14 protein-coding genes are annotated in these 23,012 nt (G+C 44.2%); 6 read left to right on the top strand and 8 right to left on the bottom strand.

Annotated features, from left to right (window positions below; translation table 11 throughout):
- Positions 1 to 282 precede the first annotated feature (282 nt).
- A complete protein-coding gene (locus tag KP803_RS12410) occupies positions 283 to 717 on the top strand; it encodes a DUF3010 family protein (protein WP_248009152.1) in 435 nt (144 codons plus the stop codon).
- Positions 718 to 827: 110 nt separating this feature from the next.
- Here KP803_RS12410 and KP803_RS12415 read toward each other — a convergent pair whose 3' ends face one another.
- A complete protein-coding gene (locus KP803_RS12415; RefSeq protein ID WP_248009153.1) occupies positions 828 to 1,781 on the bottom strand; it encodes a glycosyltransferase family 2 protein in 954 nt (317 codons plus the stop codon).
- 291 nt (positions 1,782 to 2,072) lie between these two features.
- On the opposite strand from KP803_RS12415, the gene KP803_RS12420 reads away from it, so the two are divergent.
- Positions 2,073 to 3,224 carry a glycosyltransferase family 4 protein gene (locus tag KP803_RS12420; RefSeq protein WP_248009154.1) on the top strand — a complete coding sequence of 384 codons (1,152 nt, stop codon included), beginning with the start codon at positions 2,073 to 2,075 and terminating at the stop codon, positions 3,222 to 3,224.
- A gap of 146 nt (positions 3,225 to 3,370) precedes the next feature.
- Positions 3,371 to 4,282, top strand: a complete 912-nt coding sequence (locus tag KP803_RS12425) for a patatin-like phospholipase family protein (protein WP_248009155.1) — start codon at positions 3,371 to 3,373, stop codon at positions 4,280 to 4,282.
- A gap of 120 nt (positions 4,283 to 4,402) precedes the next feature.
- Here the strand turns inward: KP803_RS12425 and KP803_RS12430 are convergent, their stop codons facing one another.
- Positions 4,403 to 7,462, bottom strand: coding sequence for an efflux RND transporter permease subunit (locus tag KP803_RS12430; protein ID WP_248009156.1), 3,060 nt, complete (start codon positions 7,460 to 7,462; stop codon positions 4,403 to 4,405).
- Positions 7,462 to 8,574 (bottom strand): efflux RND transporter periplasmic adaptor subunit, encoded by a 1,113-nt coding sequence (locus KP803_RS12435; protein ID WP_248009157.1) that lies wholly within the window; start codon positions 8,572 to 8,574, stop codon positions 7,462 to 7,464. The genes KP803_RS12430 and KP803_RS12435 overlap by 1 nt, the downstream gene beginning before the upstream one ends.
- 149 nt (positions 8,575 to 8,723) lie before the next feature.
- Between KP803_RS12435 and KP803_RS12440 the strand changes: the two genes are divergently transcribed.
- A complete protein-coding gene (locus KP803_RS12440; protein WP_248009158.1) occupies positions 8,724 to 9,323 on the top strand; it encodes a TetR/AcrR family transcriptional regulator in 600 nt (199 codons plus the stop codon).
- 299 nt (positions 9,324 to 9,622) lie between these two features.
- On the opposite strand, the gene KP803_RS12445 is transcribed toward KP803_RS12440, so the two are convergent.
- From KP803_RS12445 to fdhF, 5 genes are all read right to left on the bottom strand, one after another.
- Positions 9,623 to 11,563, bottom strand: coding sequence for a HAMP domain-containing methyl-accepting chemotaxis protein (locus KP803_RS12445; protein WP_248009159.1), 1,941 nt, complete (start codon positions 11,561 to 11,563; stop codon positions 9,623 to 9,625).
- A 144-nt stretch (positions 11,564 to 11,707) separates the two neighbouring features.
- Positions 11,708 to 12,844 carry a TMAO reductase system periplasmic protein TorT gene (gene torT / locus KP803_RS12450; RefSeq protein WP_248009160.1) on the bottom strand — a complete coding sequence of 379 codons (1,137 nt, stop codon included), beginning with the start codon at positions 12,842 to 12,844 and terminating at the stop codon, positions 11,708 to 11,710.
- Positions 12,845 to 12,906: 62 nt separating this feature from the next.
- Entirely contained in the window at positions 12,907 to 13,986 is a 1,080-nt protein-coding gene (locus tag KP803_RS12455; RefSeq protein ID WP_248009161.1) for a nitrilase-related carbon-nitrogen hydrolase, read from the bottom strand.
- A 12-nt stretch (positions 13,987 to 13,998) separates the two neighbouring features.
- Positions 13,999 to 15,582: a pyridoxal-dependent decarboxylase gene (locus tag KP803_RS12460; RefSeq protein ID WP_248009162.1), complete on the bottom strand. Its 1,584-nt coding sequence runs from the start codon at positions 15,580 to 15,582 to the stop codon at positions 13,999 to 14,001.
- Between the two features lie 750 nt (positions 15,583 to 16,332).
- Entirely contained in the window at positions 16,333 to 20,577 is a 4,245-nt protein-coding gene (gene fdhF / locus KP803_RS12465; RefSeq protein WP_248009163.1) for a formate dehydrogenase subunit alpha, read from the bottom strand.
- Between the two features lie 454 nt (positions 20,578 to 21,031).
- Here fdhF and KP803_RS12470 point away from each other — a divergent pair, with 454 nt between their 5' ends.
- A complete protein-coding gene (locus KP803_RS12470) occupies positions 21,032 to 21,685 on the top strand; it encodes an HAD family hydrolase (RefSeq protein WP_248009164.1) in 654 nt (217 codons plus the stop codon).
- 349 nt (positions 21,686 to 22,034) lie between these two features.
- Positions 22,035 to 22,910: a hypothetical protein gene (locus KP803_RS12475; RefSeq protein WP_248009165.1), complete on the top strand. Its 876-nt coding sequence runs from the start codon at positions 22,035 to 22,037 to the stop codon at positions 22,908 to 22,910.
- Positions 22,911 to 23,012: the final 102 nt, after the last annotated feature.

The following is a 23,012-nucleotide window of genomic DNA, read 5'->3' on the forward strand; positions in this document are numbered from 1 at the left end:
CGTCTCTAAAGACTTCTCCTTTTCAATTCTCTAATAGTTTAGCGTGAAAAAGAGGTGTCACACTGTGGGTAAGGTAGCAATACTGCTAAAACAGGCGTTAATTCATAGCTTTAAGATTTCTTAGCTGAATAATAAAACACACATCGTTCAGCTTGTTCCGCTTCAACAATGAACAGAAAACATTTGAGATGAGAAACTTAATAGGAAAGACTGACAGTTATACTGGTTTATCAGGGCACTTAGCCTCTATAATGTCGGGGTCTAAAGTTAAAAGGTAATAAAATGAAAATTTGTGGTGTTGAGATCAAAGGTAATGACGCGGTTATTTGCCTACTTTCACTGTCTGACGGCGTATTTAATATTCCGGATTGTCGTGTTTCTAAAGTGTCTATTGCCAACGGCAGCGATACTCAACAGATGAGAGATTTCCAGTTCTCTTTCGCAAAACTAATGGAAGACTACCAAGTCGATAAAGTCGTTATTCGTAAGCGTCAAACCAAAGGTAAATTTGCAGGCGGCGGTTACGGCTTTAAACTAGAAGCCGCGATTCAACTGATCCAAGACTTGGATGTTGAAGTTGTCGAGCCGACTGAAATCAAAGAAAAGCTGAAGCGTAACCCTCTACCAGTTAAGTTCAGCGAGACAGGTCTAAAACAGTATCAAGAAGCACCGTTCATGACCGCTTACGGATGCCTAATGGCTCATAAATATTCTTAACGAATACTAAGTAAGCCAGAAAGCCACGCTACCCTCAGTGATTGAGATTCGGTGTGGCTTTTTTGTGCCTGCTGGCTGATCTGCACTATTCAATTGAGCCTTAACGGCGACTAGGGTCTAATTTCTTTGGCGTCAAAACGTAGCACCATAAATAAATATTTTCGACAATCCCCTAAGATTCCGCGTATTTTTCTTTTCTGTGGATCGATACAAAAAGAAACCATCCCCGACCATACTGCTCTTGAGTACTGATTTAGATCCCGATGGTTATCCGCAGCACCATCAAAGATTCTCGCATAAGCCTTGTTAAAAACCCTTCTTGAAACCAGAAACTCACGTCGACGATATTTTTCAATCACACTTTTCGTGCACGCTAAATTAGTCCAACGCCTCTTTATGCTTTGGGTCATTGAACTTTTTCGAATTAAATAACCGGCTTCAATAGAGTTAATCACGCCAATTTTATGAGACTCACAGACTCGTAGCCACAGCTCCAAGTCCTCACTATAATCTAATGAACTATCAAACAGCGCTAAGCTTTTTAGCACCGTTGATTTAATCATTACTGTTGAGGTGCCAATCACTGAATTGGTCAACACCAACTCTAATGGTTCATCGATTACCGATCCCGTTTGACTGAATAAATGGCTAATATTTAAGTAGTTAAAACAACCTTCTATCGATTGATACGCTTCATTAAAATATTCAAAATCAGTAAAGCTTAGCGCTATCTCAGGATGTCGCTTATGAATCTCAACTTGCTTTTCAATCTTCTCTGGCCACCAAAAGTCATCCGAATCTAAAAACGCAATATAATCGCCATTTGCCGCGTTTATCGCGAGGTTTCTTGCATTAGCTGCGCCAAGTCCAGATGTGGTTATTACCATAATTCGGGGGTCTTTTTTCATCCAATCAGATAATAGGTCAGCGGTGCCATCATTACTATTATCATCCACAACAATGATCTCCAAATCGCGATGAGACTGTGTGACTACACTCTCCAGGCACTTGGGTAAGTATTGGATGCAGTTGTAAGTGGGAATGATAACGGACACTTTGGACATTGGCCGATCCTTAACGAGGCATTTAAGTGAAATAAGCATAATTCAAGCCAATTGCTAACTCGCTGTTTTTACTTGTTTCCCCAACAATGACCGCCTCAGTAACCCTTTGGTTTTTCTCAATAGAGGTAAAATGCGTCAATTTGATAATCAAAATGACAAGACAAGGATTGAACTCGTTAAGTTATTGATTTTTAGATATGCAAAGTGGGTATGCATATTGCTTTGAACCCTAATATTGATATCAATTTTTCAGTGACGTTTTGAATTGGCTAATTAGAGTAGGGACACATTATGAAAAAAGTCGCATTTATTACCCCAACCTTTCCGGTTTTGAGTGAGACCTTCATTCAAACAGAAATTGACTCTGTAAAAGAGTGCGGGCACGAGGTTTGCGTTCTCACCTTTGAGCGAGAAACTTCAGAGCTTCATTTCGATTATGATATCGAACAAATTGGCACATCAGTCGCATGGAAGCACCTACTCCATTTTAAAGCTCAAGATATACAAAAGGCCATCTCCTTTGTGTCTGACCAAACCGCCATGCCCAAGCGATCCCTATTCTACTTTTCAACAAAATTGGCACTTCAACTAAAAGAGCAAAACGTTGAACATGTTCATGCCCATTTTTGCCAGCACACTGCTGCGCACGCCATTGTGGCTTCTAAGTTGCTAGGGATTGGTTGTTCGTTTGTAGGTCATGGACACGATGTGTATGAATTCGCCTTTGATATTGATAAAAAAATTCGTTTTAGTGATTTTGTTGTCGCCGTTTGCCAAGACATGCATGACGACTTTCGTAAGATATTCCCTGGTAATATAAAACTGTTACATTGCGGCGTTAAATCAGAGCAATACATCCCCCTTAATAAAAAAGAGACGGGATCAATCCGATTGGTATTTGTTGGACGGTTAGTCATTACTAAGGGAGTGCACCACCTGCTTGAAGCAATGAGCCTTATCGATTCTTCTATTGATGTCACACTTGATATCATTGGTGATGGTGAAGAAAGACTAGCGCTTTATAAACAAATGGAGCGACTGGAGCTGGAGAATCAAGTTCAATTCTTAGGGGCAAAGCCTCATCAATGGGTTAAGAACAACCTTGTCAATTACGATTGCATGGTCGCGCCATTTTGCTTTTCTGATAGTGGTTGTGTCGATACTGGCCCACTGGTATTAAAAGAAGCAATGGCATCGGGTACGCCTGTTATTACCAGTAATATTATGGGGTGCAAAGAAATAGTTGCGCATGGAACGGGCTATTTAGTGGATGAAAAGAGCCCAGAACAGCTAGCCGCAAAAATCATCGAGTTCTCTAACCTGCCTATCACTCAACGTAATACCATTGGACAAAATGCTCGCAGACGTGTGGTCGAACACTTCAACGCGTTAACACAAGCGAAGCAACTCTCCGGTTGGATTGAGCAAGTGCAGAAAGGCTAATCAAACGCGCATTACGCAGAGAAAAAACAATGAATAGGCAAAGCTTCATCAGGTTTGCCTATTAAAGTAATACGTGCTACCCATTATCTCTAGGGCTTCTTACCATCTATTCTATCGCTAAGATTTATTGACCCCAAGAATGCAGTATGACGACTTCATCTTCCCTAGACTCAGGTTCTCGTTCTAACTCTCCGAAAGCGCTTATCGTAGAAGGCGGCGCAATGCGTGGTATTTTTGCCAGTGGCGTATTGGATTCGTTTATGGACAATCGCTTTCTGCCCTATGACTTTGCCATTGGCGTTTCAGCTGGTGCAACGAACCTTATCGGCTACCTTGCTCATTCACCAAAACGGAGCCTAAAGGTAATCACCAAGCTTGCTACCGACAAGCAATTTTACAGCCCACTTCGATTTGCCAAAGGGGGAAATCTTGTCGATGTTCGCTGGCTTTGGGAGCAATCAAACCACGAATACCCACTTGATTGGGATCGACTTTTTAGTTCTATTCCAATGTACGCAGCCGTCACAAATATCGCGACGGGAGATGCCGACTATTATCACGTTCAGCCAAGTAATCTAGGGCAAGTGGTTGAAGCAACGACTGCTCTGCCTGTTGCTTACAAAGAGACTCCCTGCTTTTCCGGGCGATGTTACACAGACGGCGGGGTCTCAGACTCGATTCCTGTTCAAGAAGCCTATCGACGCGGTGCCAAAGAGATCACTGTGATTTTATCTCACCCTTTGAGCTACCAAATGAGTCCAGTAAAATACCCGTGGATGATGAAGAAATTGTTGTCGAAGTATCCGAGTATCGCTCAGGCAATGCTGCAGCGTTCAAACAACTATAACCGCTCTTTAGAGTTCATTCGTAACCCGCCAAGCGATGTAAAAATTCGTGTGATAGCACCACCTGAAGATTTCGCTATTCGACGCCTAACGATGAATCAAAAAACGTTGAGAAGTGGCTATGACATGGGCATTGAAGCAGGTAAAGCGCACCTTGCTAGCTTAAAAGGTATTCATGGTCTGGATGAAGAGAATTGCCATTTCTGTTTTTAGAAAACCTATCACTCTAAGTTCTATTCAATAAAAAAGGCTAATACGAAACTTTAACTTCCACATTAGCCTCTTTTGAAGCGTCATATATTCAACGCCCTATTTTATTTACCGAGACGCCCATTAAACCGATGTCGTATGTGCTTTCTCGACCTTAACGTTGAAAAAGATCGCATAAAAAAGTGGAATCACCACTAACGTCAACAACGTCGCAAAGAGCAAGCCAAACATAATCGTTACCGCCATACTCTTAAAGAACGGGTCAATCAACAATGGAGCGACACCTAGTATGGTGGTGATAGCCCCAAGCAACACAGGCCTAGCACGACTTAAAGCCGAATCAATAATCGCTTGAAAAGGCACTTTACCTTGCGCTATTTCCACATCCGCTTGGTCGACTAATACAATGGCATTTTTCACCATCATTCCCGTTAAGCTCAGGAATCCAAGTATCGCCATAAACTCAAATGGCGTTTGGAATACAATCAACCCAATCGTCACACCAACAATGGAAAACGGTACCGTAAGCCAAATAACCAAAGGCTGACGAACAGCATTGAACATGAAGATCACGGCTAAAATCATCGCGGTAAATCCATAGGGAGCTGAGATTGCTAACCCAACGTTGGCGTCTTTCGCCGCCTTATACTCCCCATACCAGGTGAGCTGGTAACCAGGAGCAAGTGGAATCGCTTCGATTTGCTCACGTACCGAGGCGAGTGCATCAGCGGTTAACACACCCGGAGCTGGATCTGCTTGAGCCAACAATGTCGGAATGCGATCTATTTTTCTCAATAGCGCGTCATCCCAAACCACATCAACTGACTCAACCAGTTCACGTACCAATACCGGGCTATTGGTAATCGGGCTGATCACTTGAGTATTTTCAATAGCTCGACTCTGTGAACGTTCATTTTCAGGGGCGCGAACGACAATCGGGATCATCTCATTGCCTTCACGATAGACTCCCACATGGCGACCTGACAGCGTTTGGCTAATGGCTAAGTTCACTTCCTGCGTCGTCAACCCAAATCGTTGTAATTGTTGCGCGGAATAAACAGGCCTAATCACGGGAGCTTGCTGACGCCAATCGTCTTGAACCGCAATCAATCGGTCATCGTTATTCATGATTGTTTTGGCTTGTTCTGACAACCCTCGCAGTACGGCACTGTCAGGCCCACTAAAACCTGCTTCAATTTTTTTACCTCCACCACGACCTAACATGAACTTCCATACTTTGATCGACGCTTCTGGATAACCTACCGTTAACTCTTGCTGCAACTCTTCAATTAATGGCGCGATCACTGTGTAGTCATCCACGTCAATCAGCAATTGACCATAACTTGGGTTTCTAGGCTCAGGGACGTACGTCAGCATAAAGCGCAAGCCACCACCACCTACAAAGCTGGTGATATTTGTGACGCCCGATTTTTTAGCGACTTCCTGTTCAATTTGCGCAACCACTCGTTCAGTTCTTAATATGTCTGAGCCTTGAGGCAGTTGAACATCAACAACAAACTGCTCTCGTTGCGATTCCGGCATAAAGCCCGGCGGAATATAACGAGCACCATAAATCGCGCCCACCAATACCGCCAGTAATATCCCAATGGAAGCTAGCCTATTTTGTAACGTCCAAACTAACGTGGATTTATATTTCGCGGCAATCCACTGGTTTTTGCTCGTTTGCTTTGTCTGAGAAACCTTTAAGAAATCATGGCAAAGGAGTGGAATAATTGTGATAGCAAATAACCAACTCAATAGCATCGAAAATAGAATTACCCAAAATAGTGAGCCTGCGTACTCCCCCATATCCGATGGCGATAAGCCAATAGCGCTAAAGGCAAAAATACCAACTACGGTGCCGCCAAATAGAGGCCATTTAGTACTTTTCACCACGTCAGAAATCGCCGTTTTACGATCTTGATTGTTCTGTAATCGAACCAAGACCCCGTCAGTGACAACAATGGCGTTATCCACCAACATACCCAGTGCAATAATCAGCGCGCCAAGAGAGATACGCTGCATAGCAATATCATCAATCAACATGATACAGAGCGTACCCGCGACGGTGAGTAGCAAAACGAATCCGATAATAATACCGGAGCGAACCCCCATAAAAATAAGCAGGACCACAAAAACAATCGCCACCGCTAACAGTAGATTGCTAATAAAATCGTCCACAGACGCTCTCACCGAATCTGACTGCATTGAGATAACGTCAAGCTCAATACCTAGTGGCCTTTGATCAATAAGCGCCTCAATCCTCGCTTTAACTGCATCGCCCATTTCAACCACATTACCGCCTGTCACGTTCGACACGCCAAGCCCAATCGCAGCTTCACCGTTGTATCGCATCAGCATTGATGCCGGTTCTTTGTACCCACGAGTCACATCAGCCATGTCTTCTAAACGTAGAATCGCACCTTGATTCCCCACACCGATAGGCAGCTTTTTAATGTCCTCAAACGAGCTGACGGTAGAGGATGGTATAACAGGAACGCGCATATCATTGGTTTCCACACTGCCTGCCACCGTCACCAAGTTTTGCTTCTTCAAGACGTTGAAAATATCTTCAATTGAATAACCATAGTTAGCCAATCGTTCGCTCGAAATCTCGACGTAAATACGTTCTGATTGATTAGCTAGAAGCGCCGTTTTTGCTACTCCGGGAATCAATACCAATTCACGCTGAAGCGAATCAGCATAATCATAAAGTTGTCGGTGGTTGAAGCCTTCACCAGAAATGGCGAAAAAGAGTGAGTAAACATCCGAGAAATCATCGTTAACAAAAGGTTCACCTGCGCCGGGAGGAAGCTGCCTTTGTGCATCATTTATCTTACGGCGAAGCTTATCCCACACCTGTTGAAGTGCAGCCTGATTCTTTGCAAATTCAAGCTCAATCTCTACCGTCACTTCCGAAACGCCCTGTTTGGATACCGACTTAATCTCTTTTACTTCTTGCAGCGCTTGCACTGCACCTTCAATAATGTCAGTGACTTCGTCGGCCACCTCTTGCGTGGTAGCACCCGGATATTGAGTAATAATAACCGCTTGGCGAATCACAAACTCAGGGTCTTCGAAGCGACCCAGTTTTTCATAGCTGATGTACCCACCCAATAAAGTAAGTAACATCAATACCCAAACGCTGGTACGCTTATTAAGCACGTAACGAGTAATATCCATTACTGCCCACCCGATGCCGTTTGAATGTCATCCTGATAAGGGCGAACGACCATTCCGGTTTGAATACTACTCACCCCCGCGACCACAATTGTCTCACCCGAATTTAGCCCTTCTATGATCTCAACGCTGTCGCGATTCAAAGCACCAACGGTTACATAACGTTTGTGCGTTTCATTATTTTTATCGACGATCCAAACGAATTGCTTTCCTTGGTTATTAGGCACAACCGCGACCAGAGGAACTGAGATAACTGGACTAGACATTTGGTCTTCTGACTTCGCGGCATACACCTTGACCGCCATCCCCGGCAGAATGTTGACATCCGATATGTCATCAAATCGCAACGTAATCGCATAGGTCTGGGTCACTGGATCAGCCTGAGTCGAATACGCTTTGAGTGTTAAAGGAAATAAGCGACCGTTCAAAGTACTGATTTCCGCCAACGCTTTTTTCTGGTGGGTTTGGGTTAACATCACGCGGTCAGAAATATGGATCACCACTTCTAAATCATCAACGTCATGTAGAGATAAAATCGGTTCATTGGCTTGAACTTGAACGTAGTTGTCGACGATTTTTCGACTTATCACGCCCGAAAATGGCGCTGTGATTTGCGTGTATTCTAGCTTTCGCTTCGCTTCATCATAACGGGTCTGTGCGATCTGATACTGCGTCTGTAGCACATCCAACATACTTTTGGTGATTGCTTTTGAGTTTTCAAACACGGTTTGACCACGCTCAAATTCTACTCTGGCATTAAGCAGCTCAACCTTAGCCGCGGTGTAGGACGACTGAAAATCACGATCGTCAATGGAAGCAAGCAATTGGCCTTCTTTGACTGCCTCACCCTCTTTTACCAATAACTTCGTCAGCTTACCCGCCACTTGAAAACTGAGTGCCACCTGAGAAGAAGAGCGAACAACACCATTGAAACTCAATGATTGTTCGCCATTCGCTGTCACTCGCTCAGTTAAAACGGGCCTGACTATTGGTGTAGTGATCATTTCGTCTGGCTGTTGTTTATCACAACCTGTCATCAATAAAGTGGTAAAGACAGCCATAAAAAATGGCAGACGAAATCGTTTATGAGTATTTTTGTCACTTAACTTGAGCACTTTTCCATCCTACAACAGTATCGAAAATCTTGGGTAAACATTGCAATTTCGGCAATTATCACCCAACAAAAGTACACTATCAAGTTTACTTTATGGTTTTTACAAACCTTGTTACACTACAGAAATACGATCTCAACAGAACGCCATCAATGAAAAGAACCGAAATCAAACGCCTCGCGATTATCGACGCTGCGAGAGCTGAATTTATAGAAAAGGGGTTCTTAGAAGCCAACATGGATAATGTGTGTAAGAAGGCAGATGTATCCAAACGAACGCTCTATCGTCACTTTGAAAGTAAAGAAAGGCTTTTTTCTTCGATTCTTAAAATTGTTCAAGACTCAGCAACGCCACCTGAGCAGTATCGCTACACAGAAGAAAAAACGCTGCAAGAGCAACTCACCGAGATCACCCTTGCCGAAATCGATACTATTTTTAATCAGTATGGGATTCCACTATCGCGTGTCATTATTATGGAGTTCTTACGCCAACCTAAGTTAGCCACCGAAATAGCAGAACAGCTGAATAGCACCAAAGGCATCGAGCTATGGGTAGAAACGGCAGCGGGTGCTGGCCGACTTAATGGGCAAGACACCAGCCTAATGGTCCAAGTTTATGGCAGCTTATTGAAAGGGTTAACATTCTGGCCTAACGTTATGATAAACAAGCAGCCTTCAATGAATGCCGAGTTAAGAACAAAAGTAGATACCATTGTCTCTGTCTTTTTAGCCGCTTATGCGGTAAATAGTTAATGCCCTCGATCGAACAGAAAAATGACCATGATTTCTACTCGATGCCGTCTAAAACATACCGCTCAATGCGCTCAAACCATGGGAGTTCTGATTCTAAGAGTAAACTTAGTCCAGCCATTAATGTGGCATTATAAAGTCGGCTATAACCAGATGTGATAAATAAGCCAGTTTTCTGATTTCAGCAAACTGGCATTTATCTCTTCATATAAACGAGAAAATTTAATTACATCGAAATAACATCATAAGATCGACTTCACCCGATACTGGAGAATGAAGGGAACGGTCCATATTTAAGTGACTCAAGACACCTTAAATTGCTTTAAGATCTCATTAATATGAGCGGCCTTTTGCTGAGTTGATTCACACAGTCTGGCAGTTTCATTAGCGCCTTGAGATGTCTCCTGACCAATACCGCTGATACTGCTAATACTCAAATTAATTTCACTCGCCGCAGCGCCTTGTTGTTCTGTTGCCGATGCAATGAGGTTATTCATGTCGGTAATTTGAGAAATCGTTTTAACAATTTCTTCAATCGCTTGCCCGCCTTTTTCAGCTTGAACCACCCCAGAAGTGGCATGCTCTTGAGCCATATTCATCATTTCAACGGTATTACGAACTTCCTTACGCAACCCCTCGATCATATGATCGATTTCACCCGCTGATTCTTGCGTTCGTGACGCCAAGCTTCGAACCTCATCAGCGACGACAGCAAAGCCTCGCCCTTGCTCTCCTGCTCGTGCCGCTTCGATAGCCGCATTTAGAGCGAGAAGATTCGTTTGCTCCGCAATCCCTTTAATCACATCAAGGACCGAGACGATGGTTTCTGTCTCCGTTTCTAAGCTGTGCACTGCTTGACTCGATTTATTTATCTGCTCCGCTAGTGTGTTTATATGATTAATTGTATTACCAATGATTCCTTTGCTGCTCTTTGACTGCTCTTCGGCCTGAATGGTCGCCGTTGAAGCTGAGTTTGCATTTTGAGCCACCTCTTGAATAGTAATACTCATCTCATTAATCGCTAAACCAACTTGTTCCGTATTTTCCTGTTGACCATTGACCCCTTGACTCGTCTGTAAGCTGATCGCCGCCATATTCTCAGAGTACCCCACTAGCTCTTTATTAACCGACGTTAAGTCCTCGACCGTATTACGGATCTTGCCGACAAAAGAGTTAAAATTCGTTGCTAATTGAGCCAACTCTCCTTGACCGTTAACCGGTAATTGTGTGGTTAAATCGCCTTCTCCCTCTGCGATATCTGACAACTGCGCTATCACGGCAGTTATTGGCTTGATGATCGCTTTGGTAATAATTATCGCCGCGATGACACCGATAATAAGCCCGATTGAGCCTACCGAAAGAATCGTCCAAGACGTTGCTTGATTCGCTTTAGCTAACATAGGTCCAAGGCTAGCCTGCTCATCTTGCACAGACGTATTAAATGCCTCTGCTTTTGCCATTAACTGTGGGCTTAATTCACTCACCGACCCATTAATGGCTGCATCCCAGTGATGTACGGTACTAACAAGCTGCTCAGTCATTGAAACATATTGGCTTGCTGCCTTTCGAGCTTGCACTAGAACCTTACGTTGTTGTGGATCTCGCACCAAACCGACTAGCACCTGCAAGACTTTTTCGAATTCCTTAAACTCCTGACGTGTCGACTCTACCGCCGCTTCATCACGGTTGCTCAAGAATTTTACGATCCCTAGTCGACCCGCTTGAACATGAGAAAGCGCTTTTTGACCGTAATAGATCGCCGAAATGTTGTTACTTTTAAAGGCGTTATCAATCAGTCCCGTTAACGCACTTCGTAGATCTTCACCCAGTGTGGCAAGTGTTGTAGCCTCTAGTTCTCTCTTCTTTTGCAGTGCTTCTATTTCAGAAAATGCGCCTATATAGCTATCGTGTAGCTCCCTTGCTTCTGCCATGATAGATATTCGTTCAGGGTCGTCAATTTCACCGCTGGTTGCATCAAGTTTGCCTTTAAGCTCACTGGCGGCTTCCTGATAAACGGCCAACGCCTTTTTATCCCCAGAAATAATGTATTTGTTGGCTAGCAAGCTCTCTTCCAGAAGCTGTGCTCGTAGGTTAGACGCATAATTAGCATCATCAGCCAGCTCTTGGTAAGAGACAAAACCAAGGGATGCATTTTCAACCGATAAGTAGCCCTTAACAGTAATCACCGAAATGATGACAAGTAGTAATCCAAACCCACTTATTATTAGTTTTCTAACTGACATACTTTATTCCTTAAAGTAAATGAGCCTTAAAGTAAAAATCGTTACTGCTATGCCTTAACTCATTGTATTTTCGGCTATCAGTAAGCATCGCTGTTACTTTTATCTATGCAAAAGAGGCCCTTAATAGAAAGGGCCTCTCTTCACTTACAGATTGTCCATACGAACGGAGTAGTCCTTAGGTCCAAACAGTTTTTCGTAGGAATAATCGGTGATATTGGTTTTACTCAGTACAGGAATAAGTGGCCCTGCTCTAAACGGGAAGTCTGTCCCTGGCTTTTCATCTTTAAGTAGACGCACCATCATCCCCATGGCAATACGAGCTTGGTCCACGGTCATATCGGCTGGTGCTGCGGCAATGGTTCCGTTGGTAATGCCCTTGTACAGCGCTGGGGTAATATAGGTTCCGATAACTTTAGATTGTTGCCCGGCTTTAGCGATAATGTCAGGGGCTAATTCAGCTGCTACGGCATTACCGATAACGTAATCAACATCTGGGTGGGCAGCTAACGCATTAGCAAGTAAATCTCCTTGCGCTTTGGCAGAGGTATCACCCCACTCAACCGCCACAACGCTCAGCTCTCCGGGAAAAAAATCCGTTGCCGACTGAAATCCAGTAAAGGAGTCATCAGCCCAGCCCGAATTTTTGGGCCCAGGTAGGAAAATCACCTTCACTTTGTCTTTGCCTGCTTGCTCTGCATCGTTCGCAACGTACTCACCCGCTAAGTAGCCCATATCATAAAAACTGACGATGGATTTGGCTGAAATACTCTGCGCTTCGATGTCATTAATCACTTCAATGACAGGAATACCTTGCGTATCAATTTTCTTCACTAAGTCATTGTTTCCGCTATAGCTGATCGAACCAAGAATAATGCCATCAACTCCCATCTCGACGAGCTCATTTAGCTGTTGCTGTTGGGTATTAAGATAGGAATAACCGCCAGCCTCTTTTACAACAAATTCGATATTGAGTCGTTCAGCTTCACTGGTCAGCCCGTAGTTGACGGCGTGCCAATACGAGTCTTGAACATGTGGAATACTGATGCCGATACGAAGCTTTTTGTTTGGAGCCGCTGGTAAGGTCCAGGTCTCCATGATGGGCCCACGGAGGCTAAGGGACTGCTGACCAGGACTTTTCTGGGTAACATCATAGTTACCGTAATAGCTCCCAACGGAAACCTCTTCAGCAAAGCTACTTTGTACGGTAAATAAGCCTAATGTAATAGCAGCACAAAGAGTGCTTTTTACTATTCTTCTATGTGATGATTTTCTATTTAACATGTTTCTCTCCTAGCATAGAGACTAACGATTGTTTGTTATCTCACTGATCATGCAGTGAATTATTATGAGCGTTTATTTGGATTTTTAGGGTAGTGATAAGTACTGCCATCAGGCAGTTTTGCTTTCATTTTAGTTAAAGCAGAATAGAGCTCTGGGCGACGATCTTTGATGTAATCACTCTCACCATAGGGATGGGTTGGCAGGTAATTACCCGGCACACAGTCAGCAATTAAAAGAGTGGGCATATTGTTGGCGTGCGCGAGCAGTTCACCATAAGGATCTGCAATCGCACTATTTCCTAAGTAAACACCAGACAAACTGCCGTCTGATCGGAATTGACGCATCGCGTGGTTGGCATATACGGTGAACATCTTATTGCTGTACGCATTACAAGGAATTGCGGTTTTCGAAATATCTGGATAGATCCAAGAGCTAGCAAAAACACCGTTCTTATCAACGGTTCCAACATCAGCAGCGGTTGGCGCAATCACTACCTGAGTCCCTTTCAGTGCATAAACTCGGTAAGTCTCAGGGAACTCAGCCTCATAACAGTTGATCAGGCCGACATTAATTCCGTTTACCTTGAAAGGTTGGTATGCCTTTTTTGGATCGTCCACATAGGGGTATTTCCAGTTCTCTTTTTCTTCCACTCCCCAAAGGTGACATTTACGATAGTTACGAAGGATTTCTCCCCCTTTGTCTAACATCAAGATTGTATCAAAATGTTCTCCCGTATCAGGGTCTAGCTCTGCATAGGGACATACGATAGCAATCTCGTTTTTCATCGCGATAGAACCCACAAGGTCCTGTACTTGAGAGGCCGTTCGAACAACTTTATCTATGTCATTAGGTAAAATGTTATAACCACAAAGAAAAAGCTCTGGTAACACTAATATCTGAGCCTGATAACTGGCCGCTTTTTCAGCCCACTCTTTTAAACACTTAAGGTTGTAATCAATGGCTTTTTGGTCACCAGCAAGTCCTTCTCCCTGATAGACCGCAATCCGCAACCCCTCCCCAGATCTTGGAGGCTCAGTACCCGTTAAACACATCTTCACCATTGGATAGCGACAATCTTTGATGGTTTCACCCTTGGAACACATGTTGCCGTGACAATTAATTTGATCGGTGTTGATTTCCATTCCATGACTCCTTTAGATTCTTGAGGCTTTATAGTGGGTGCGCTTTTTGATGCGAAGAATCTGTATCGTTGTTGTTTGGTCGAGTTTTTCTAGCTCATCAACAACCGTTGTCATGTGGTTAACCATGGATTCTATTTGCTCTGAGGTAATCACCTGTCGTACCACGATTCTAAGCACATAAGGGCCGTCTGCTTTTTCTGGGTCAGTGGTAGGGAGCTGGTAGGAAGCGATAATCCAGCCATATTCTCGCATTTCATCGGCGAAGTCAGCCATGCTCCAAGCATAGCCATCCTCACGCTCTTCTCGTTTGAAGACTACTATTGGATAGTGGACATTATCGCTAATCGGGGTGAAAACCGACTTAAGTGTTGGGTTATCGGTGACGCAGTTGATGAGATGATCGGTGTTATCCATGCAGTTATCCAATACGGCCTGATACCCCTGACGACCCCAGCTCAAGAAATTGTAGTATTGGCTAATAATGACACCCGAGCCTCTTGAGAAGTTCACCGTATAATCGACAAAGCTACCGCCAAGATAAGTGATGTTATAGATAAGCTCTGGATCGACGACATCTTTATTACGGAATATGACGCTACCCATGCCTGGGTAAACCATCCCAAACTTGTGGTTTGAAACATTGATGGAACGCACTCGTTTGGTCTGTTTGAAATCAAAATTGGCCGCTTTATGTCCCATACTCTCAGCGCGTTGATTAGTGAACGGAAGCATAAATCCGCCACTTGCACCATCAACATGAATTGGAATATCAACATGGGTTGTATGAGAAAAAGCCTTACAATAAGCATCGACGGCTTCATCGATACCTTCCGTATCATCGCCATTCCCTGTGAAGGTTGTCCCCGCTATAGAACCAACCGCCATCACTAATTCACCAACTGTTCTTTCTTCCAAGACAGGAAGATATCCATCAGGGTACTCACAGAGCTTTATGATCTGTTCTCGGTAAGGGCTATCTTTGATAGGGCAGTGTAGGACTTCAGACACATCACCATGAGTTACGGTATATTTATCGTCACCCATCGCGATATACAGTGCACCTACATCGTAATAGCGACAGTATTTGTCCCAACACCCATGTACATGAGTACTCATTAACAAGAATGGGCGATCCAGCGGACTTCGATTAGGGTTCATTTTGTTACGGTTTTGCCAATGCTTACGGTGCGCGATCAGCGCTAACATTATCGCTTCAGAAGAGCCAACCGTTACTGAACCATAAAAGCCCTCGCTGGTGTCGGGGTCGGTATCGGCAGGGTCAAACTCAGTACCCAGCATATCACCCATCATTCGAATAAGCCGTTTTTCGATAAGCGAACTTTGTGGATACTCTTCATGGTCAATGAAGTTTTTATCTAGGTTTTCGTGAATAAGCTTCTCTGCGTAATCATCCATCCAAGTGTTAGCATACGTCGCGAGATTAAGTGCCGGGCTTCCATCAAGATTCAGGGAATCTTTGATCATTCTATAAGCCGATTCCGGTGCCATTGGTGTCTCAGGGATCTTCAGTTTTGGCACACCTTGTTTAAACTCGCTTCGCCCATAGACTGGAAGCATTGCGTTGTCCTTAGCCATTTAACGTTCCTTATAATAATTAAGCATCCGTAACCTTTTGAAAAAATGTAACTTATAAGCCATTCTTTGAGCTATTCCTCCGTGGTATGCGTCACTTTCAAGCGAGAGATATCATTAGATGGGCTAGGAAGCTAAAACGGGGTTGGATGCCTTATATTTTATAATTTCAGCCGTAGAGCCTATCTCTCCAATGCGCAACTTAATTAATAGCACTAATGTGCATATATTCCAGAAATAAGGCAAAATTTCTGTACTAAGGAATTGAGTTTTGAAGAGTAGGTTGGCGTTGGTTTGGCTGTTTTATCCTTAGATAGTGCAAGTCACGCTCGGCAAGCACCGTTAGTCGCAATTTTAAGAACCATAGATCTGACTGCCTTATCATTTCAATTAGAGTAACGACATAAGGAAAACGTCATGAATGGTAAGAACATAAGATTAGTTTTGAGATGGGTACACATCGCGTTAGCACTATTAGTTGGTGCTTCGTTCTATTCACCGTTAGGAAACAATGAAGCATATCTTACAGTTACGATATGGGGGCTAATACCGGCACTCGCTATAACAGGTATTGGAATGTGGAAACAGTCATTGATTATGAAATTATTAAAGCCAAAAAGAGAGAAAGCATACCAGTAAAGTGCAAGATTATACGGCGATATTTGGACATAAAAAGACCCGCCATAATTGATGTCCAACTATGGCGGGTCAATTCAAAAACGAGCTTTTTCTACCGCTCAGTTTTTAACTCAATTACATTGAAACCACATCATTACAGTCACAATCCACCTCACCCGGTACAAGCGCTTCAACCTTCACAGCTGCCACCTTAAACTCAGGGATCTTGGCGTGAGGATCAGTTGCCGTTGAGGTTAAACGGTTTACTGGTGATTCAACGAAATGGAATGGGATAAACACCACGCCCGTTTGCATACGCTTAGTAATAAACGCGGCAATCTCAATACAACCTCGGCGCGTTGACACTCTCAGCATCTGACCATTAGTAATACCAAGCTCTTCTGCATCGGCCACACTCACCATGGCGCGAGGACCAGCAAGGTTATTAAGCCCTTTGGTCTTGCGTGTCATAGTACCCGTATGGAACTGCTCCAAAACTCGGCCAGTCGTTAATACTAGCGGGTAATCTTCATCAGGAAGCTCTGCGGCGTATCTAAATGGAATCGCCTCCATTTGCCCTCGCCCACGAGTAAACTGCGTTTGGTGCATGATGCGTGTACCATCTGGGTTCTTCTTGTTACTCGGCCATTGAACACCGTCAGCTGTTATCGCTTCCCAACGTAAACCCCCGTATTGAGGCGTAACACGGGCGATCTCATTGGTAATATCCATCACACTGCGGTATTCCCAGTCACTGCCCATTGCGTTGGCAATCTCTTGGATAATACGCCAATCTTCTTTCGCCTCACCCGGCGGGTTCACCACGGGCGTTAAGCGCTGAACACGACGCTCGGTATTGGTGAAGTGACCCGCTTTTTCAGCAAATGAGGTAGATGGAAGTACCACATCAGCGTACTGCGCGGTTTCCGTTAAGAAGATGTCTTGGACGACTAAGAAATCAAGCGCTTCAATCCCTTCAATCACGTGCGCTTGGTTTGGATCGCTCAGCACTGGGTTTTCACCCATCACATACAAACCACGAACTTCGCGTTTGCACGCCGAATCAATGATTTCAGTGAGGGTTAAGCCTATTTCAGAAGGTAAATCAGAGACATTCCACTCCATCGCAAACTTCTGACGAACCATCGGGTTATACACTTTCTGATAGCCAGGATAGTTGTTTGGCAGTGCTCCCATGTCACACGCACCCTGAACGTTTGACTGCCCACGCAGTGGATTAATACCGCCACCTTCTATACCGATGTTGCCACACAGAAGTTGTAGGTTAGCAATGGAACGAACGTTATCGTGCCCAGTCGTGTGCTGAGTAATACCCATAGAGTAATACACCGCGGTGCGCTCTGCGGTGCCAATCAAACGCGCCATGGCGAAGATATCGTCGGCTTTCACACCCGTCACTAGCTCAACTTTTTCAAGAGAGTAGTTAGGAGACATCACCTCTTGAAGCAAGGTATCAAAGCCATCAACACGCTCTTCAATGTACTCTTGATCGTACCAACCATGTTTAATGATCTGTTGCATGACACCGTTTAGCAACATCACATCGGTGCCTGGGCGGTGAGCTAAATAAAGCTCCGCGTGATCAGCAATATCAATACGTTTAGGGTCAGCAACAATGAGGCGCGCACCGTTATTTCGTACCGCTTGCTTGATATGGGAGCCGATAATTGGGTGAGCGGCTGTGGTATCTGAACCAATAATAAAAATGACATCCGAGTGCTTGATACTTGGAATATCATTGGTCATTGCGCCACTACCAAGCGAGGCTTCAAGCCCTGTTACCGTTGATGCGTGACACAGACGAGCACAGTGATCAACGTTGTTGGTACCCAGTTCACGACGAATAAATTTCTGGAACGCGTAATTATCTTCGTTGGTCGTTTTAGCAGAAGAGAAACCTGCTAGTGCATTGCCACCAAAGCTCTGTTTGATTGAACCAAACTTGTCAGCAATTAGCGCTATCGCTTCTTCCCATGTTGCCGGTTGTAGCCAACCATCTTTACGAATAAGAGGAGTCGTTAACCGCATATCATCAGAGATGAAATCAAAACCAAAGCGCCCTTTCACGCATAACATGCCTTCATTCACCGGAGAGTCTGCACCTTCTACATAACGTATCTTATTGCTCAACTCGTCAACGTACATGGTCAATTTACAACCCACACCACAATAGGTACAGATAGTATTCACCGCTTTAAGGTTGTCTTTTCGGCCTTGTGAGCGGTCGCGAGCATCGGTCATTGCGCCAGTCGGACAAGCCTGAATACACGCGCCACACTGAACACAATTGGAATCGCCCATGGCCGTGCCATTGATACCAAAGTTAGGACGACACTCTGGCCGTGAAGCCGGTGTGCCATCTTTAGTAGTCATGAAGCTAAGAACGCCGTGCACCGATTGCTCTCTACACGCTTGCACGCACTGACCACAACTAATACAGCGGTTAGCATCAAAAATCACAAACTCAGAACTGCTATCAATTTCACATTTTTGGCGAGTATCTTTACTACGCAGTTGCTGCCAGTAATCGTCAGATTGCATCTCCACCGTTTGGCCTAATTTTTCAGATGGTGTGAAGGTTTGAACTGCACCATATTCGGTTGAGTAGTCACGCAAATCACACGCCGTATTTGCCTGACAGCCACACTCTAGACATCGAGCTGCTTCTGCAATCGCATCGGCATTATCAAAGCCAGTTTCCACTTCTTCAAAGCTCTGCTCACGCTGCTCTGCGGTTAACTCAGGCATGATAACGCGCGCAACTTTCTGTAAGTTTTCAAACTGTAGCGGATCGATCTGCTTCAGTTTTTTTTCTTTGCGCGAGTTAAATGGCGTGACGGGAATATTTTCCATATCACCATTGAAGAATCGATCCATCGCTTCAGCCGCAATTCGGCCATCACCAACCGCCTCTACAGCGGTTGCAGGGCCACGACGAAAGTCACCAATGCTAAAAATATTACCCGTTCCACTGTGCATGGTATCTGGGTTGACATCGGCGGTGTTCCAACGAGTTAACGGGATCTCAAGCGATTCGTTGTCCATAAAGCTCAGATCAGGCTTTTGTGAAACCGCAGCCACAACCGTATCGAACGCTTCAGTAAAGTACTCGCCTGTTGGCTTCGGGCTACGACGACCTGATGCATCGGCCGGACCAAGCTTCATACGCTCTAGACGAATCTCTTTAACTCGGCCATGTTCATTCGAGATATTTTCAACAGGGTTAGTTAAGAAGTGGAATTTCACCCCTTCATGCTCCGCTTCTTCGATTTCGTAATCTTCAGCGGGCATCTCATCTCGGGTACGACGGTAAATAAGCGTAGTGTCTGCTCCATCACGAACCGCAGTGCGAGCGCAGTCGATGGCGGTGTTACCTCCCCCAATGATCGCCACTTTTTTTCCGGTGGTGTAATTCTGATCCGTTACGTAATCTTTCAGGTAATCAACCCCCAAATAGCAGCCATCAAGGTCACTGCCTGTGTAGTTCATTTCAACTGCAGCCGATGCTCCTACTGCTAAACAGACGGCATCGTACTCTTCACTTAATTGAGACAGCGTGATCTGATCGCCCAGTTTCTGATTGGTTTTGATCTCCATGCCGTTTCGGCACATCAGCTCAATTTCTTTATCAAGAATGCTCTTTGGCAGACGATATTCCGGAATGCCGTAACGAAGCCAACCCCCTGCTTTAGGCATAGATTCAAAGACCGTGACTGAATACCCTTCGTTTGAGAGGTAATACCCTGCAGTTAGTCCACCTGGTCCACCACCAACAATCGCCACGTGTTTGTCTTTATCGGCTTTTTTCGGTGGTGTATAGCTCTCTTGCGCGTTGAGATCAGCATCGGCGGCATGACGCTTAAGCTGACGAATAGCAAGGGATTCATCAACAAGGTTACGTCGACACTCTGTTTCACAAAAAGCTGGACAAACACGGCCAATAGACAAAGGCATTGGTAGCGTGCGCTTGATCACTTCGATTGCTTTTTGATGGTCATTTTGCGCTATATGGTAAAGATAGGACTGAATGTCTACGCCCGCAGGACACGCCGTTTTACATGGCGCTTCACAATCCGCGTAGTGATCGGTCATGATGCGATTTAAGGCGTGCTTGCGGTGATCCATTAGTGCTTGTGATTGGGTGATAACGTTGAGTCCATCATAGACTTCCATTTCACAGGCACGCTTCATGCCACCGCTTTCAATTTCTACGACACAAAGATCACATGGAATTTTGTCTGCAGATTTATTGAGTCCACATAGTGAAGGGATCTCTAATCCACACACTTTAGACGCTTCAAGTAGTGACTGTCCTTGTTCAACAATCCTGAATTTACCATCGATGACAATCTGAACCATATTTTCCTCGCTCAAATAAAGGACCTAGCTAACCAATCTGATCCGATTTACAACCCAAGTATGTTGAGAATGCATTGAGTTTTCGCTTATTAGCAGGCTAGTCTACCTATTGTGACCCACGCAGTGAGCATCACTTCCATTGCCACATTAAGTATAGGGGTATTTTCGGGTGACATTACCTTTTGATGCCACTTTTTGTCGAGGGTTATTTGTTGAATTTTGTCGATTGAAACGATGCAAAAAATGATTAATTGCCTATTCATTGATCTCGGCAATTCCGCTGATGGTATTTACATAAATCACCATTTAATAGCCACCTTAATTCCACAATACAAAAACACACTGTTAACACTTCGTTTTATCTGTAACATGGGCTCGCATTTATGGTTGTCTATAACGAAACATGACACAATGCGGTCTCTTTATTATTGAATAGACAGATGATACGAACCGAATGAACTTTCAAGCTGCAATTTTTGATATGGATGGACTTCTTCTTGATACCGAACGAGTCTGCATGTCTATTTTTAAACAGGCCTGCCAAGCACAGAATGTCCCTTTTTTAGAAGACGTTTACTTATCTATTATTGGACGCAATTCAGCAGGAATTGAAAAGACGATTCGCGAGGGGTATGGACCTGACCTTGATTACCCTGCCCTGCATATTGAATGGCGTGACCGCTACAATGCGGTTGTTAAGCACCAAGCTATCCCTGTAAAAGAGGGGGTGGTTGAGCTGCTGACTTGGTTGAAGGAAAATAACATCCCAACAGCCGTTGCCACCTCAACACAAAAAGATGTCGCAGCCATTAAGCTCAAACTTGCTGGGTTGGATCACTTCTTTGATAACCTAACCACAGGCTGTGAGGTCACCCATGGAAAACCCGATCCTGAAATTTATCTGCTCGCAGCGAAGCGATTAAAGGTCGATCCCAAGTGGTGTCTCGCCTTTGAAGATTCTAACAACGGTGTAAAATCGGCGATCGCTGCAGATATGATCACTTACCAAATCCCTGACTTGGTTGAACCTTGCGAAGAAGTGCTTGCCTTATCCCCTCTTGTTCGTTCATCTCTTCATCATGTATTAACAGAGTTAAAGCAGAATTAGCGCTGCTTATCGCACTCAATCGTGAAATGAGTGCTGATGCCTATCAGCACTCTACCCCTTATCCAAGGTTATTTTTATCCTCTTTATCCCTACTCGCCACTACTTCAAGTCGAATTTTAATTGGAATAATGATTATTCCATTTGGAATAAAGCTCTCAACTTTCAACCTATCTAAATAAATAACATTAAAAACAACAACCTTAAAAAATAAAAATATCACTAATATGTTCACCAGTCGAATACCGACTTGATGAATGTCAATTAGTGGCGTTAACATATCGACTGAAGCTATTGATAATCACCCTAAATTTGATTCTAGAGCGAAAGCTCTTATACGGGTGATAAAACTATGAACACGTTTAATAAAAATCTACTGGGTCTTGCACTAACCACATGTGCACTGACGTCTGCAAGCGTTTACGCTGAGACTGGCGCTCAAGAGGTCCATGATGCAGACCCTCGTAATACTGCGTGGCGTGGGGGTATTGCAACCGACCATGAAGGTGAAATTAAACTGGTTGCCGGTGGTGGATTTAACAATCTATATGGCGAAGGGGAATATCAAACCCAAACCATTATGATTGGTGAGTACTTCACTCAATCAGAAGATTTTCGCTTTCGTTTGGCCAATTTCGATGAGCGATTTGGTGGTGTCTACGCTGATGTCTACCTAACCGATACCACCAACATGTATACCGGTGGTTATATGCTGCCACTGACGGCAACGAACGATAAAACCATGCTGTTTCCGTCGGTGAATTACTCGTACGTTGATTTTGACACCAAACAGATTGCACAAAATATTCGTGGCACGATGGTACCGAACGAAATGAATGGCTACTCAACCGGTACTGGGCAAACTGCCATGCTGAATGCACTTAACGGTATCTCAGGCATCAATGCAGGTGCCGTAGAAAGTGTGCTAGGTGGCGATGATGCTCACATGGTGTCAGTTAATCTGTATGGATTACAACCATGGAATGACACCTTCTATACGGTATTTCAAGCCTTTGGTGGTTCAACCTATGGTGGTGTCGAGATGGAAATGGTTGACCTAGTGCTATTACAAGGTACCCGTACGCAAGTGGGTGATGCGATCTTCAATATTTACTTAGAAGGTAAATACACCAACATTAAGATCAATGAACTTAATGGATTTCCAGGTAGAGATTACCTACGTGGTGAAGAAGCGAAAGTATCGATTGGTTTCGACTGGCGCTTCTAAAAACTGTCGCTTCGAATAGAAGAACAGTCATGGACGGACTATTTAAAGCTCATCATAAGGTGAGCTTTAAACCTAATCAGTAACGAACCTAACTCTAGTGAA

The organism is Vibrio amylolyticus, assembly GCF_023145695.1.
Taxonomy (GTDB): domain Bacteria; phylum Pseudomonadota; class Gammaproteobacteria; order Enterobacterales; family Vibrionaceae; genus Vibrio; species Vibrio amylolyticus.